Below are 16,012 nucleotides of genomic sequence, written 5' to 3' on the forward strand. Positions count from 1 at the left end.
CAGCGATTTTTCAGCCATCAGATATAATTGTGTAATAAATCTTCACACTCTTTTTCCGGACCTGTCGGGTGAATCCCCAATAAAAGTCAAAACTATCTAACACGGGTGAATAATACTCGCGGCAACAGAACGCCTCACGGCACAGCGCTTGTCTCGTTGGAGTCATTTTATGAAGTTGCCCTTTAAGCCACATCTGCTTGTCCTTCTGTGCAGTGCCGGGCTGTTTGCCGCCTCTGGCGTGATGTTCGTTAAAAGTCGCGCAACGGAGCCAGCAGCTCCAGCCCCCGTCGCACAGCAACCGTCCGCACCGGCTCCAGCTCCCGTAGCGGCCCCTGCCCCGGCCGATCAACCAGCGCCCACCGCAGCCCCTACGTACACATCGGCACAAATCGATCAGTGGGTTGCGCCTATCGCGCTCTATCCGGATTCACTGCTGTCGCAAATTTTGATGGCCTCAACCTACCCGGCCAACGTCATCCAGGCCGCGCAGTGGTCAAAAGACAATCCCAAAATGCAGGGTGATGCCGCCATTCAGGCCGTTGCTAGCCAACCCTGGGATCCCAGCGTGAAATCGCTGGTGGCGTTTCCACAGCTGATGTCGCTGATGGGTGAAAATCCGCCGTGGGTACAGAGCCTGGGCGATGCATTCCTTGCGCAGCCGAAAGAGGTTATGGATTCCGTTCAACGCCTGCGTGCGCTGGCGCAACAGACCGGAGCGTTACAATCAACACCGCAGCAGACCGTTACCACCGTGGCCAAAGCAGCACCGACTAAAACTGTCACCAGCGAGTCAACGACCACAACAGCCACGACCGCCGCCTCAGCAAGCCCAACGGTAATCAAAATTGAATCCGCCGACCCGCAGGTAGTTTACGTTCCCACCTATAACCCAAATACGGTTTACGGTACCTGGCCGAACACCGCCTATCCACCAACCTATCTACCGCCAACGCCCGGCGAGCAGTTTGGCAACAGCTTCGTTAACGGTTTAGGCTTCAGCCTCGGCGTCGCCACAACTTATGCCATCTTCAGCAATATTGACTGGGATGACGACGATGACTGGGATCACCATCATAACGATGACTGGGATAACCATGGCGGCTATAACCGCAACGGTGATAACAACATCAATATCAACGTAGATAACTTCAATAAAATCAGTGGACAGCGTCTGACGGATGCCAACCGTACCTGGCAGCACAACCCGGCCTATCGCGAAGGGGTGCCGTACCCTAATAGCCAGCTCAATAACCGCTTCCACTCCACTAACACGGCTACTGGCCTAAGCTCAACCCAGCAAAGACCGGTCAACCGTGATAGCCAGCGTCAGGCAGCGTTGAGCCAGATGGAAAAATCAACGGGGAAAACCTTCCCCCAGACGGCGCGTACGGGAACGAAAGACGCCCAGCGTCAGGCATCCAGCCAACAACTAAAGCAAATTTCCCAGCGTAATAACTACCGTGGTTACGATAGCAAACCGCAAACGGCAAAACGGGCAAACGCTCAGCAACATGAACATCGCCAGGCCGCCACTCAGCGACAAGAGAAACGGGTCACGCAACCAGCGCAGCAACGCAACGTGCAGCAGCGCAATCTTCAACAACGGACCAGCCAACCGCGGGCCAATGCGCTGAGCGGCAACGACAGTCGCTCCGCCAGTTGGCAGGCGCAGCAGCAGCGAGGGGCTCAAAGCAGGCAGGTCGCCCGCAACCAGCCATCTCGCCAGCTATCCGGCGACCGTGCTGAACACCGTGAATTCCGTCATCGTTAAGGGAACCGACATGAAAAATAAACTACTCAGTGGAATGGTGTTATTCATGGTTTCGACCACCGCGATGGCACAGCAATCCTTCAGCACACCAGACCAGGCGACCGATGCCCTGGCAACCGCGATAAGCGAGCAGAATGAAAGCGCGATGAACAACCTGCTCGGGGAAAACTGGCGCGAGTTTCTGCCACCGGAAGGCGTCGATCCTGATGCGGTTGATCGCTTCCTGCGCGACTGGAAGGTCCGCCATAATACCGTCATCGACGGCAATACCGCACACCTGGTGGTCGGGGACAGCGACTGGCAACTGCCGATCCCGGTTGTTAAAACCGCTTCCGGCTGGCAATTTGATATCAAGGAAGCGGCTGAAGAGATCCTGACCCGTGAGATTGGGCGCAACGAACTTGCGGCTATTGAAGCATTACACGCCTATGTAGATGCTCAGCAAAGCTACTTTGCGATGAACCAAAAATACGCGCAAAAGATTGTCAGTTCTGAAGGGAAAAAAGATGGTCTGTATTGGCCTGTTTCGCCCGGCGAAGCGCCAAGCCCTCTTGGCCCGGCCTTTAGTCCGCAGGAGCCTGGCACGGGCTATCACGGCTATCGTTTCCGTATCCTTCCCGATAAAACCAGCGGCTTTGCGATGGTTGCCTGGCCCGTCAGCTACGATCACACTGGCGTTATGAGTTTTATGATTAACGGTGATGATAAAGTCTATCAGGCCGATCTCGGCGCTGATGCACAGCAGAAAGCCCAGGCGTTAACCGCATATCATCTGGATAAAAACTGGCAGCCCGTAGCGCCCTGAATGCCAGTCAAATAGTGAGTTGACCGGGGAAGCGAAGCCCCTCCGGCCAACTCACGAGAGATTACAGGATGTTAGCGACGGATTTCGCCAGCTGCGCTTCCAGAACCGGTTTCGCTTCTTCGAACTTCAGGTTCACTTTGTTGGCATTAGACACGACGCGGGTCTGGTATTTTGCGCGATCGCCCTGCGCGCTGCTGGTTTGCAGCTTGATACCGGACGTGCCCTGGCGCAGTGCGGCAACGTTACCAAAACTGGTAGCTTTCAGGCAAAAAAAACGCCTCCGAAGAGGCGTTTTCACAAAAGCGGGAAGATTACTTTTTCTTCGCTTTCGGGTTTGGCAGGTCGGTGATGCTACCTTCGAACACTTCTGCCGCCAGGCCCACAGACTCGTGCAGAGTAGGGTGCGCGTGGATGGTCAGCGCGATGTCTTCAGCATCACAACCCATTTCGATCGCCAGACCGATTTCACCCAGCAGCTCGCCGCCGTTGGTACCGACAATCGCACCACCGATAACACGGTGAGATTCTTTGTCGAAAATCAGTTTAGTCATACCGTCTGCGCAGTCGGAAGCGATAGCACGACCAGAAGCAGCCCACGGGAAGGTGGCGGTCTCAAAGCTGATGCCTTTCTCTTTCGCTTCTTTCTCAGTCAGGCCAACCCATGCAACTTCTGGTTCAGTGTATGCGATGGATGGGATAACTTTCGGATCGAAGTAGTGTTTCTTACCGGCGATAACTTCAGCGGCAACGTGACCTTCGTGAACACCTTTGTGCGCAAGCATCGGCTGACCGACGATATCGCCGATAGCAAAGATGTGCGGCACGTTGGTGCGCAGCTGTTTGTCAACGCGGATGAAGCCACGGTCATCAACTTCCACGCCAGCTTTACCCGCGTCGAGGTTTTTGCCGTTCGGTACACGACCGATAGCCACCAGCACCGCATCGTAACGCTGAGCTTCAGCAGGCGCTTTTTTGCCTTCCATGGAAACGTAGATACCGTCTTCTTTCGCTTCAACGGCGGTCACTTTGGTTTCCAGCATCAGGTTGAATTTCTTGCTGATGCGTTTGGTAAAGACTTTAACCACGTCTTTATCGGCCGCCGGGATAACCTGGTCAAACATTTCAACCACGTCGATCTCTGACCCCAGCGCGTGGTACACGGTACCCATTTCCAGACCGATGATACCGCCGCCCATTACCAGCAGGCGCTTAGGAACAGTTTTCAGTTCCAGTGCATCGGTGGAATCCCACACGCGCGGATCTTCATGCGGAATGAATGGCAGTTCGATCGGACGGGAACCCGCCGCGATGATCGCGTTGTCAAAGTTGATCACGGTTTTGCCGTTTTCACCTTCAACTTCCAGGGTGTTCGCCCCGGTAAATTTACCCAGACCGTTAACCACTTTCACTTTACGGCCTTTGGCCATACCCGCCAGACCGCCGGTCAGTTGAGTGATAACTTTTTCTTTCCAGGTACGAATCTTGTCGATATCGGTTTTCGGCTCGCCAAAAACGATACCGTGTTCAGCCAGCGCTTTGGCTTCTTCGATAACTTTTGCTACGTGCAGCAGCGCTTTAGAAGGGATACAGCCGACGTTCAGACAAACACCACCGAGGGTGCTGTAACGTTCTACGATGACGGTCTCCAGACCTAAATCTGCGCAACGGAAGGCAGCAGAGTAACCTGCAGGGCCTGCCCCAAGTACCACGACCTGAGTTTTGATTTCAGTGCTCATCATGACCTCTTAATTTATACCCGTCGTCCACCGGGTCGTTCTATCCGCCCGTATTTTACAAAATTGTTAACAATTTTGAAACAACAAACGGCAACCGATTTGTCTTTCGCACAATAACCTCACTGACTTCATGAGATTACCAGAAAAAAGCCGGCCGTCGGGCCGGCTTTTTCGCTTACATCACCAGGCGGCGAATGTCAGACAGCATGTTGTTGATGATGGTGATAAAGCGCGCACCATCAGCACCGTCGATTACGCGGTGGTCGAAGGAGAGCGAAATCGGCATCATCAGACGCGGCATAAACTCTTTACCGTTCCACACTGGCTCCATAGAGGACTTGGAGACACCGAGGATAGCCACTTCCGGCGCGTTCACAATCGGCGCGAAGTGGGTCGTACCCAGGCCACCGATGCTGGAGATGGTGAAGCAACCGCCCTGCATTTCGCCAGCGGTCAGCTTGCCATCACGCGCTTTCTTGGAGATGGTGGTCAGTTCACGAGACAGCTCGGTAATGCTCTTCTTGTTCACGTCTTTGAAGACCGGAACAACCAGACCATTCGGCGTATCTACCGCGACACCGATGTTGATGTATTTTTTCAGGGTCAGACGCTGACCGTCTTCAGACAGAGAGCTGTTGAAGCGCGGCATCTGTTCCAGAGCGGCGGCAACGGCTTTCATGATGAAGACCACTGGCGTGAATTTCACATCCAGTTTACGTTTTTCAGCTTCGGCATTCTGCTGTTTACGGAACGCTTCCAGATCGGTGATATCGGTCTTGTCGAAGTGAGTAACGTGCGGGATCATCACCCAGTTACGGCTCAGGTTAGCACCAGAGATTTTCTGGATACGACCCAGTTCCACTTCTTCGATTTCACCAAACTTGCTGAAGTCCACTTTCGGCCAAGGCAGCATGCCCGGAATACCGCCGCCTGCTGCTGCCGGAGCAGCTTCAGCACGCTTGATCGCGTCTTTCACGTAAGCCTGAACGTCTTCACGCAGGATACGACCTTTACGGCCAGAACCTTTCACTTTCGCCAGGTTTACACCGAACTCGCGCGCCAGGCGACGAATCAGCGGTGTTGCATGAACGTAAGCGTCGTTCTCAGCGAACTCAGATTTACCTTCCGCTTTCGCGGCCGGAGCTGCGGCTGGTTTAGCAGCCTGAGCCGGTGCAGCTGCAGAGGCTGGAGCAGCCGCGGCAGCTGGAGCGGCAGCAGGTGCTGCGCCTTCAACTTCGAAGATCATAATCAGAGAACCGGTTTTGACTTTGTCGCCAGTGCTGATTTTGATTTCTTTCACGGTGCCCGCGAACGGTGCCGGAACTTCCATCGACGCTTTATCGCCTTCAACGGTAATCAGTGACTGCTCAGCGGCAATTTTATCGCCCACTTTAACCATCACTTCAGTGACTTCAACTTCGTCACCGCCGATATCCGGAACGTTAACCTCTTTCGAGCCAGAAGCTGCCGGAGCCGCCGCTGCTGCTGGAGCTGCCGCCTGAGCCGGTGCTGCAGCAGGCGCTGCGCCTGCAACTTCGAAGACCATAATCAGAGAACCGGTAGACACTTTATCGCCCGTGTTGATTTTGATCTCTTTAACGGTGCCCGCGAACGGCGCCGGAACTTCCATCGACGCTTTATCGCCTTCAACGGTGATCAGAGACTGTTCAGCCGCAACGGTGTCGCCCACTTTAACCATAACCTCGGTAACTTCGACTTCGTCACCGCCGATGTCCGGTACGTGTACTTCTTTCGCCGCTGCCGCAGCAGGTGCTGCTGCCGGAGCTGCTTCTTTCTTCTCTTCTGCCGGAGCAGGTGCAGCGGCTGCTGCACCATCGGCGGAATCGAAAATCATGATCAGTTTGCCGGTCTCAGTTTTGTCGCCAACAGAGACTTTGATCTCTTTAACGATACCTGCCTGAGGAGACGGAACTTCCATAGAGGCTTTGTCGCCTTCTACGGTGATCAGCGACTGTTCAGCTTCAACTTTGTCGCCTACTTTGACCAGGATCTCGGTGATTTCAACTTCATCAGCCCCGATGTCCGGTACATTGATTTCGATAGCCATTATTCTTTTACCTCTTACGCCAGACGCGGGTTAACTTTATCTGCATCGATGTTGAATTTGATGATTGCGTCAGCAACCACTTTCTTATCGATTTCGCCACGTTTAGCCAGTTCGCCCAGGGCCGCTACAACCACATAAGAAGCATCAACTTCGAAGTGGTGACGCAGGTTTTCACGGCTGTCAGAGCGACCGAAGCCGTCAGTACCCAGTACGCGATAATCATCAGCCGGTACATAAGTACGAACCTGTTCGGCAAACAGTTTCATATAGTCAGTAGATGCCACTGCCGGAGCGTCGTTCATCACCTGAGCGATGTACGGAACGCGCGGAGTTTCCATCGGGTGCAGCATGTTCCAGCGTTCACAATCCTGGCCATCACGCGCCAGTTCAGTGAAGGAGGTTACGCTGTAAACGTCAGAACCAACACCGTAGTCGTTCGCCAGGATCTGTGCTGCTTCACGCACGTGACGCAGGATAGAACCGGAGCCCAGCAGCTGAACTTTACCTTTCTTACCTTCGAGGGTTTCGAGTTTGTAGATACCTTTACGGATACCTTCCTCGGCACCTGCTGGCATTGCCGGCATGTGGTAGTTTTCGTTCAGCGTGGTGATGTAGTAATAAACGTTCTCTTGTTTCTCACCGTACATACGCTCCAGACCATCGTGCATGATGACCGCTACTTCGTACGCGTAAGACGGATCGTAAGAGATACAGTTCGGGATAGTCAGAGACTGAATATGGCTGTGACCATCTTCGTGCTGCAGACCTTCGCCGTTCAGCGTCGTACGACCAGAAGTTCCCCCTACCAGGAAGCCGCGAGCCTGTTGGTCGCCTGCCTGCCAGCACAGGTCACCGATACGCTGGAACCCGAACATGGAGTAGTAGATGTAGAACGGAATCATCGGCAGATCGTTGGTGCTGTAGGAGGTCGCAGCAGCCAGCCAGGATGCGCCAGCACCCAGTTCGTTGATGCCTTCCTGCAGGATCTGACCTTTCTCGTCTTCTTTATAGTAAGCAACCTGCTCACGGTCCTGCGGGGTGTACTGCTGACCGTTCGGGCTGTAGATACCGATCTGACGGAACAGACCTTCCATACCGAAAGTACGCGCTTCGTCAGCGATGATCGGAACCAGACGATCTTTGATCGACTTGTTCTTCAGCATCACGTTCAGGGCACGAACGAAAGCGATAGTGGTGGAGATTTCTTTGTTCTGCTCTTCCAGCAGCGCACCGAAGTCTTCCAGAGCAGGCAGTTCCAGCTTCTCGGTGAAGTTCGGCTGACGAGCAGGCAGATAGCCGTGCAGTTTCTGACGCTGAGCGTGCAGATAAGTGTGCTCTTCAGAACCTTCCGGGAAGGTGATGTAAGACAGGTTTTCAACCTGCTCATCGGTCACAGGAACGTTGAAACGGTCGCGGATATAACGCACGCCGTCCATGTTCATTTTCTTAACCTGGTGAGCGATGTTTTTACCTTCGGCGGTGTCACCCATGCCGTAACCTTTGATGGTATGGGCCAGGATTACAGTTGCTTTGCCTTTGGTTTCCTGCGCTTTCTTCAGTGCAGCGTAGACTTTCTTCGGATCGTGACCACCACGGTTCAGAGCCCAAATCTGCTCGTCAGTCCAGTCAGCAACCAGAGCTGCGGTTTCCGGGTATTTACCGAAGAAGTGCTCACGTACGTATGCGCCATCTTTGGATTTAAAGGTCTGGTAGTCGCCGTCAACGGTTTCGTTCATCAGTTGGATCAGTTTACCGCTGGTATCTTTACGCAGCAGTTCATCCCAACGACCGCCCCACATGACTTTGATAACGTTCCAGCCAGCGCCCGCGAAGATGCCTTCCAGTTCGTTAACAATCTTGCCGTTACCGGTGACCGGACCGTCAAGACGCTGAAGGTTACAGTTGATAACAAAGACCAGGTTGTCCAGTTTCTCACGGGTCGCGATGGTGATAGCACCCTTAGATTCTGGCTCATCCATTTCGCCGTCGCCCAGGAAGGCGTAAACGGTTTGTTTAGAGGTATCTTTCAGGCCACGGTGTTCCAGATATTTCAGGAATTTAGCCTGGTAGATTGCACCGATTGGGCCCAGACCCATAGATACGGTCGGGAACTGCCAGAATTCCGGCATCAGTTTCGGGTGCGGGTAGGAAGACAGGCCTTTGCCATGTACTTCCTGACGGAAGTTGTTCATCTGCTCTTCAGTCAGACGGCCTTCCAGGAATGCGCGAGCGTAGATGCCCGGAGAGATGTGGCCCTGGAAGTAAACCAGATCGCCGCCATCCTGTTCGTTGCGTGCACGGAAGAAGTGGTTGAAGCAAACATCATACACCGTTGCGGAGGACTGGAAGGATGCCATGTGGCCACCCAGCTCGAGGTCCTTTTTAGACGCGCGCAGTACGGTCATGATGGCGTTCCAGCGGATAGCAGAACGAATACGACGCTCCAGCTCCAGATTGCCCGGGTATTCCGGTTCATCTTCAACGGCAATAGTGTTTACATAATTGCTGGCCCCAGCACCTGCCGCTACTTTCACGCCGCCTTTGCGAGCTTCTGAAAGCAGTTGGTCGATCAGATACTGAGCACGCTCAACACCTTCTTCACGGATGACCGATTCGATCGCCTGTAGCCAGTCGCGAGTTTCGATCGGATCCACGTCATTTGGGAAACGTTCTGACATGGGGGTATTCCTTATCTATCTAATACGTTGAGTTATCTGGAACCTGTCCCATTACGTTCTCACCAGAGAGCGTAATAAGACAGGTTCTGCGTTTAGTTGCCGCGCCTTTCGATAGCGCTTGATTTACAACATCTTCTGGTTAACGTTCTGCCAGAAAAATCACTAATTCTTTCGTTGCTCCAGACGGCGTAAGGCGCGTTCACGACGGCTTTCCTCACGGCTCCTGTCCAGCAGAATCTCTTCGATAAACGCCAGGTGACGGTGAGACGCTTCACGCGCTTCTTCAGGCTTCCCGGCGATAATTGCTTCAAAGATGCGGGTACGGTGACTGCTCACCAGCGGCAGCATCTCGCGACGCGCATACAGCAATTCGAAGTTTTGCCGAACGTTCTGGGCCAGCATTGGCTCCATACACCTTAGCAAATGGAGCAGCACCACATTATGTGCCGCTTCGGTGACAGCAATTTGATACTGGAGTACCGCGTCAGATTCGCCGTCAAGATCGCCGGACTGTTGAGCAAGCTCGATCGCATGGTGGAGTTCACGGATACGCGTTTTGTCTTCATCCGTGCTGCGCAGTGCAGCGTAATAGGCTGCAATACCTTCCAGCGCATGGCGCGTCTCAAGCAGGTCAAACTGGGATTCAGGATGGTCGGAGAGCAGCTCTACCAGTGGGTCGCTAAAGCTCTGCCACAGGCTGCTCTGAACAAAAGTGCCACCGCCCTGACGACGAAGCAGTAACCCCTTCGCTTCAAGGCGTTGGATCGCCTCGCGTAAGGAGGGGCGGGAGACGTCGAACTGTTTTGCCAGCTCGCGTTCCGGTGGGAGTTTTTCTCCGGGGCGAAGTGTCCCCTCAAGAATTAAAAACTCCAGCTGCTGCTCAATCACATCGGAGAGTTTTGGTTGGCGGATTTTGCTGTAGGCCATGATTTCCTGTCTTAAGCCATTTGCCCGGAGTCAATTGGTCTTACCAATTTCATGTTCTTGACGCTAAAGTAACAAAGTATTCACCTTCTGTCCATACAGGTTTTGATTGAAATCAGTAAAGGGGGCATATTTTAACAACATTACAGAAATAACGTTTCAAACATGTAACTATGCACAAATGTTAAATTTACCCACCACGGGGTAGTTTTAACGGAATTGAAACGAAAAAATATCTCATCTGAACCGATTCACCTGATTATTTATCGACACATTAGCCACAATTAGTGAATAAAAATTCAAAATGGAAATTTTGTGGTAGATAAACTCGCATTTACAAATGGTTTCTTTTTATTCAACTCGTCATCTTGCCCGCATAAAGCAGGTGCATTCGCGCTCGCATATCATTATTCTGATCAAGACAAAAGCATTGAGGCAACATTTTATCTAAAGCATCTGTAAACAAATAAATACAACAAACGGAATTGCAAACTTACACACGCATTGCTGCGTAGTTCAAAAAATAAGTACTCGAAATATGAAGAGTAAAACCACACACGAGGTTTAATGATGGAAAGTCAACAGCATGGCGATCAGCTCAAGCGCGGTCTTAAGAACCGCCATATACAGCTAATCGCGCTGGGTGGCGCGATTGGTACCGGGTTATTCCTCGGTAGCGCATCCGTTATCCAGTCTGCAGGACCGGGTATTATTCTGGGTTACGCAATTGCCGGCTTTATCGCCTTTTTGATTATGCGTCAGTTAGGTGAAATGGTGGTTGAAGAGCCGGTTGCAGGCTCCTTTAGCCACTTTGCTTATAAATACTGGGGCGGTTTTGCGGGCTTCTCTTCTGGCTGGAACTATTGGGTACTGTACGTCCTGGTTGCCATGGCTGAACTGACTGCCGTAGGTAAATACATCCAGTTCTGGTATCCGGAGATCCCCACCTGGGTTTCTGCTGCAGCCTTCTTCGTGCTGATCAACGCCATCAACCTGACCAACGTGAAAGTGTTTGGGGAAATGGAGTTCTGGTTCGCCATTATTAAAGTCATTGCCGTGGTTGCGATGATTCTGTTCGCGGCTGGTTGCTGTTTAGCGGCAACGGCGGCCCGCAGGCCAGCGTCAGTAACCTGTGGAGTCAGGGTGGCTTCCTGCCGCACGGCTTCACCGGTCTGGTGATGATGATGGCTATTATTATGTTCTCTTTCGGTGGGCTGGAGCTGGTCGGGATCACCGCAGCAGAAGCCGATAACCCGGAGCAAAGCATTCCCAAAGCAACCAACCAGGTTATCTACCGTATCCTTATTTTCTATGTAGGTTCGCTGGCTGTTCTGCTTTCCCTGATGCCGTGGACGCGCGTCACGGCTGATACCAGCCCGTTTGTCCTTATTTTCCACGAGCTGGGCGACACCTTTGTTGCCAATGCTCTGAACATCGTAGTGCTGACCGCTGCCCTTTCTGTCTATAACAGCTGCGTATATTGCAATAGCCGTATGCTGTTCGGTCTGGCACAGCAGGGCAACGCGCCAAAAGCGCTGATGAACGTCGACAAACGCGGCGTACCGGTGAACACCATTCTGGTCTCCGCGCTGGTTACGGCTCTGTGTGTACTGATCAACTATCTGGCACCGGAATCCGCCTTTGGCCTGCTGATGGCGCTGGTGGTTTCCGCACTGGTGATCAACTGGGCAATGATTAGCCTGGCGCACATGAAGTTCCGCAAAGCCAAACAGCAGCAAGGCGTTACCACCCGTTTCCCGGCGCTGCTCTATCCGCTTGGTAACTGGGTATGTCTGATTTTCATGGCTGCAGTGCTGGTGATTATGCTGATGACGCCGGGCATGGCGATTTCGGTGTACTTAATCCCGGTATGGATTGCCATTCTTGGCATCGGCTATTTGTGCAAACAGAAAACCGCCAAAGTAGCTAAAGCGCATTAATTCTCCCTCCCCCACCTGCATCAGGTGGGGGTTGTTACCTGCCTCACACTTTCCCACTCACGACTGTTTCGTCCATATCACTGGCGTTATCCTGCAACGCAAAAACACCTCTGCCAGACAATAATTATCTCCATATCTTATTAATGGAGTGCAGTTGATGGAAACCAGTAAGCTCACGGTGAAAGAAAAGATCGGCTATGGAATGGGCGACGCCGGATGCAACATCATCTTTGGCGCCATCATGTTGTTTGTTAACTATTTTTACACAGATATTTTTGGTCTGGCACCGGCCCTGGTCGGCGTGTTACTGCTCTCAGTACGCGTTATAGATGCCGTTACCGACCCTATTATGGGCGCGATGGCCGACCGCACCCGCAGCAAATATGGTCGATTTCGTCCATGGCTTTTGTGGATGGCTTTCCCATACGCATTATTTAGCGTACTCATGTTTACCACCCCTGAGTGGACATATAACAGCAAAGTAATCTATGCGTTCGTCACCTACTTCCTGCTCTCTATCACCTATACGGCGATCAATATCCCTTACTGCTCGCTCGGCAGCGTCATCACTAACGATCCAAAGGAACGTGTCGCCTGCCAGTCATATCGCTTTGTGTTGGTAGGAATTGCAACCCTTCTGCTCTCCCTCACCTTACTGCCAATGGCGGACTGGTTTGGCGGGGAAGACAAAGCTAAAGGCTATCAGATGGCGATGGCAGTGCTGGCCTTCATCGGCATGTGTATGTTCCTGTTTTGCTTTGCAACCGTCCGTGAGCGCGTACGTCCTGCCGTCCCGACTAACGACGATTTAAAAGCCGACCTGAAAGACGTATGGAAGAACGATCAGTGGGTAAAAATCCTGCTGTTAACCCTATGCAACGTCTGTCCAGGCTTTATTCGCATGGCCGCCACCATGTACTACGTAACCTGGGTTATGCAGCAAAGCACTCAGTTCGCAACGCTGTTTATCAGCCTTGGCGTTGTGGGCATGATGATCGGCAGCATGCTGGCGAAGGTGTTAACCGATCGCTGGTGCAAACTGAAAGTCTTCTTCTGGACCAATATCATCCTGGCGATTTTCTCCGGCGCGTTTTACTTCTTCGATCCTAAAGCCACCATGATGATTATGGTGCTTTACTTCCTGCTCAACATTCTGCATCAGATCCCATCCCCACTGCACTGGTCGCTGATGGCGGATGTCGATGATTACGGCGAGTGGAAAACCGGTAAACGTATCACCGGAATCAGCTTCTCCGGCAACCTGTTCTTCTTGAAACTGGGCCTGGCGATTGCCGGAGCGATGGTTGGTTTCCTGCTCTCCTGGTACGGCTACGACGCAGGGGCGAAAGCGCAAAGCGACTCCGCCATTAACGGTATTATGTTGCTGTTTACCATCATACCGGGTGTAGGCTACCTGATTACCGCAGGCGTAGTTCGTCTGCTGAAAGTTGACCGCGAGTTTATGCAACAAATCCAGACAGATTTAGAAAAGCGCCGCGCCAACTACCGTGAACTGAATGAGTACCACGATATAAAAACGACTGAAAACGTAAGGAAAGCCTAATGAATCAGTGGCCAAACCCCTTTATTGAACAGCGTGCCGACCCGTTTATTTTACGTGACGGTAGCCACTACTATTTCATTGCTTCAGTGCCCGAATACGATCGTCTGGAGATCCGCCGGGCGGACTCGCTGGAAGGGTTACGCACCGCCGTCCCGGTTGTCGTCTGGCGCAAACCAGAAAACGGCCCCATGAGCCAGCTGATCTGGGCACCTGAGATCCATCATCTGGCAGGCAAGTGGTACATCTATTTTGCCGCCGCCCACACACAGGCGCTCGACAAGCAGGGGATGTTCCAGCACCGTATGTTTGCGCTCGAATGTGCAGACGCCGATCCGCTGACTGGCCAATGGACAGTGAAAGGGCAGATTAAAACGCAGTTTGATACCTTCGCGCTCGATGCCACCACCTTTAACCATCAGGGAAAACAGTGGTATCTGTGGGCGCAGAAATCCCCCGATATCGCCGGAAACTCCAATATCTATCTCGCCGAACTGGAAAATCCATGGACGATTAAAGGCGAGCCGGTAATGCTCAGTCATCCAGAGTATGACTGGGAATGCCGGGGTTTTTGGGTCAACGAAGGCCCGGCCGTCATGGTTCACGGCGATAAGCTGTTTATCAGCTATTCCGCCAGCGCCACCGATGAGAACTACTGTATGGGATTATTGTGGATTGATCTCAATGCCGATCCGCTCAACCCGCAGAACTGGCACAAATCGCCGCGCCCGGTCTTTACCACCAGCTACGAAAACCGCCAATACGGGCCGGGGCACAACAGCTTTACGCAAACGCCGGAAGGTGAAGATGTGCTGGTGTACCACGCGAGAAATTACACTGAAATCGAGGGCGATCCGCTGTACGACCCAAACCGCCACACTCGTCTGAAGCTGGTGCGCTGGAACGAAAACGGGATGCCAGATTTTGGCATCCCACCTGCTGATACGCTTTGAAAGATTGGCCCGCAAGCACCAAGCGACCGGGCCAATCTTTTTTCCTCGACGGATAAGCGCAACGCCATCCACCAATAATAATGGCTTAAATTAATGTTCCATAAATGGTCAACACGGCAATGACCACCACCACCACAAACGAGGTCTTCTTCGCCATCGAAACCGCGGCTTTTGGCGTTGCGACTTTATCGGTATGTGGTTCACGCGCTAAAGAAAACTGCGCAAGGCGAGTAAGCACCTGATATTGCGAAGTATGCAGATCCGCCAGCGACGCAAACCAGGCAGGCAACGCCTTCTCGCCGTGCCCCAGCAGCGCATAGACGACACCCGCCAGGCGCACCGGGATCCAGTCCAGCACATGCAGGATCGCATCGATACCTGATTGCAAACGCTGGTGTGGCGTCTGATAGCGCGCCAGCCAGGACTGCCAGGCACGTAGAAAGGCATAACCCACCAGCGTCACCGGTCCCCACGGGCCACCGACAATCAGCCAGAATAACGGCGCCAGATAAAAGCGAAAGTTGTTCCATAACAGCGCGTTCTGCAGTTCGCGCAAGAACTCACGCTCATCGCACTCAGGCGGAATCCCATGAATCAGGGTCAGCTCGCTGGCCATCGCTTCACGGGCGTGAGCGTCATCGCGAGCAGCCGCGTTCAGATAGGCATGATAATGAAGACGCGTCTTGCCAGCGCCGATGCACAGCAAACCAATTAAGATCCACGCCACCAGCAAAGGCACGTTAAACAACAGGCCTTGAAGTGCGCGCAGCAGCAGGAATGTCACCCCCATCGCAATAAGGGCCATGCCTACCGTACGCATCATCGAAAAATGCTTCACCCGGCGGAAAAAAGCTTCAACCCGGTGATCAAGCTGCCAGTGCTCACCCAGCTTAAACAGGCGTTCAACAATCAACACCAGTAATGTTGTAAACAGCGTCATGTCATCTCCTTGTGCGACGAGGGGGTGACCAGGGCGCGAAACCTTGCCCAGTCAAAAGAGGGCCCGGGATCGGTCTTACGCTCGGGCGCAATATTGCAATGTCCTGTCATGTTGTTGGCAATGGCCGGATAACACGTAATCAGGGCATTCGTCACGGCTGCCAGTTGCTGATACTGCGCATCGGTATAGGCCAGCGTATCCGTCCCTTCCAGCTCAATACCAATTGAGAAATCATTACAGCGTTCGCGGCCTTGATAGTTCGACACGCCAGCATGCCAGGCGCGTTTATCAAAGGGGACATACTGCACGATTTCACCGTCACGGCGAATTAAACAATGTGCCGAAACGCGCAAATGGGCGATCCCGGCAAAATAAGGATGGGCATTGGGATCAATCGTGCCCGTAAACAGCGCATCGATCCACGGGCCGCCAAACTCGCCGGGCGGCAGGCTGATATTATGCACCACCAGCAGAGAAGGGTTTTCGTCATCCGGGCGGCAATCGTAATGAGGAGAGGGAACGCGTCGCGCCTCTGCCAGCCAGCCCTCGTCTAACAACATGCAGAATCTCCTTATTGGTGGTGCTCATATCAGGTTCAGGGTAGCATGTTTCCACCTTATGATTCGTTAGCAATTT

The 16,012-nt window shown here is 52.9% G+C and carries 10 protein-coding genes and 2 pseudogenes; 5 read left to right on the forward strand and 7 right to left on the reverse strand.

Annotated elements, in window-relative coordinates:
• Positions 1 to 169: 169 nt before the first annotated feature.
• Together B9P82_RS18990 and B9P82_RS18995 are read left to right on the forward strand one after the other, a co-directional pair.
• On the forward strand, positions 170 to 1,771 hold the full coding sequence (locus B9P82_RS18990) for a DUF3300 domain-containing protein (protein ID WP_101700744.1): 1,602 nt from the start codon (positions 170 to 172) through the stop codon (positions 1,769 to 1,771).
• A gap of 10 nt (positions 1,772 to 1,781) precedes the next feature.
• Positions 1,782 to 2,576: a DUF2950 family protein gene (locus tag B9P82_RS18995; RefSeq protein ID WP_101700745.1), complete on the forward strand. Its 795-nt coding sequence runs from the start codon at positions 1,782 to 1,784 to the stop codon at positions 2,574 to 2,576.
• A 61-nt stretch (positions 2,577 to 2,637) separates the two neighbouring features.
• Here the strand turns inward: B9P82_RS18995 and traT are convergent.
• From traT to pdhR, 5 genes and pseudogenes are all read right to left on the reverse strand, one after another.
• Positions 2,638 to 2,820 (reverse strand): annotated as a pseudogene (traT, locus tag B9P82_RS19000) (complement resistance protein TraT); the annotation flags it as partial.
• Between the two features lie 67 nt (positions 2,821 to 2,887).
• The gene (gene lpdA / locus B9P82_RS19005) at positions 2,888 to 4,312 is read right to left on the reverse strand and encodes a dihydrolipoyl dehydrogenase (protein WP_016155701.1); all 1,425 of its coding nucleotides are present in this window, start codon (positions 4,310 to 4,312) and stop codon (positions 2,888 to 2,890) included.
• Between the two features lie 175 nt (positions 4,313 to 4,487).
• Positions 4,488 to 6,380 carry a pyruvate dehydrogenase complex dihydrolipoyllysine-residue acetyltransferase gene (gene aceF, locus B9P82_RS19010; protein WP_016151718.1) on the reverse strand — a complete coding sequence of 631 codons (1,893 nt, stop codon included), beginning with the start codon at positions 6,378 to 6,380 and terminating at the stop codon, positions 4,488 to 4,490.
• Between the two features lie 14 nt (positions 6,381 to 6,394).
• Complete coding sequence (gene aceE / locus B9P82_RS19015) at positions 6,395 to 9,058, reverse strand: pyruvate dehydrogenase (acetyl-transferring), homodimeric type (RefSeq protein ID WP_016151717.1); 2,664 nt, start codon at positions 9,056 to 9,058, stop codon at positions 6,395 to 6,397.
• Positions 9,059 to 9,220: 162 nt separating this feature from the next.
• Positions 9,221 to 9,985, reverse strand: coding sequence for a pyruvate dehydrogenase complex transcriptional repressor PdhR (pdhR, locus tag B9P82_RS19020; protein WP_003018699.1), 765 nt, complete (start codon positions 9,983 to 9,985; stop codon positions 9,221 to 9,223).
• A gap of 564 nt (positions 9,986 to 10,549) precedes the next feature.
• Here pdhR and aroP point away from each other — a divergent pair.
• The 3 genes and pseudogenes from aroP (at position 10,550) to B9P82_RS19035 (ending at position 14,436) form a co-directional block, all read left to right on the forward strand.
• Positions 10,550 to 11,922: pseudogene (gene aroP, locus B9P82_RS19025) on the forward strand (aromatic amino acid transporter AroP).
• Positions 11,923 to 12,079: 157 nt separating this feature from the next.
• Positions 12,080 to 13,486 (forward strand): glycoside-pentoside-hexuronide (GPH):cation symporter, encoded by a 1,407-nt coding sequence (locus tag B9P82_RS19030; RefSeq protein WP_016151715.1) that lies wholly within the window; start codon positions 12,080 to 12,082, stop codon positions 13,484 to 13,486.
• Positions 13,486 to 14,436, forward strand: a complete 951-nt coding sequence (locus B9P82_RS19035) for a glycoside hydrolase family 43 protein (RefSeq protein ID WP_101700747.1) — start codon at positions 13,486 to 13,488, stop codon at positions 14,434 to 14,436. The genes B9P82_RS19030 and B9P82_RS19035 overlap by 1 nt, the downstream gene beginning before the upstream one ends.
• Before the next feature lie 85 nt (positions 14,437 to 14,521).
• Here the strand turns inward: B9P82_RS19035 and ampE are convergent, their stop codons facing one another.
• Positions 14,522 to 15,376, reverse strand: coding sequence for a beta-lactamase regulator AmpE (gene ampE, locus B9P82_RS19040; protein WP_016155697.1), 855 nt, complete (start codon positions 15,374 to 15,376; stop codon positions 14,522 to 14,524).
• The gene (gene ampD, locus B9P82_RS19045) at positions 15,373 to 15,936 is read right to left on the reverse strand and encodes a 1,6-anhydro-N-acetylmuramyl-L-alanine amidase AmpD (protein WP_101700748.1); all 564 of its coding nucleotides are present in this window, start codon (positions 15,934 to 15,936) and stop codon (positions 15,373 to 15,375) included. The genes ampE and ampD overlap by 4 nt, the downstream gene beginning before the upstream one ends.
• Positions 15,937 to 16,012: the final 76 nt, after the last annotated feature.

Origin of the sequence: Citrobacter sp. L55 (assembly GCF_002850715.1) — a bacterium.
In the GTDB taxonomy this organism is placed as follows: domain Bacteria; phylum Pseudomonadota; class Gammaproteobacteria; order Enterobacterales; family Enterobacteriaceae; genus Citrobacter; species Citrobacter braakii.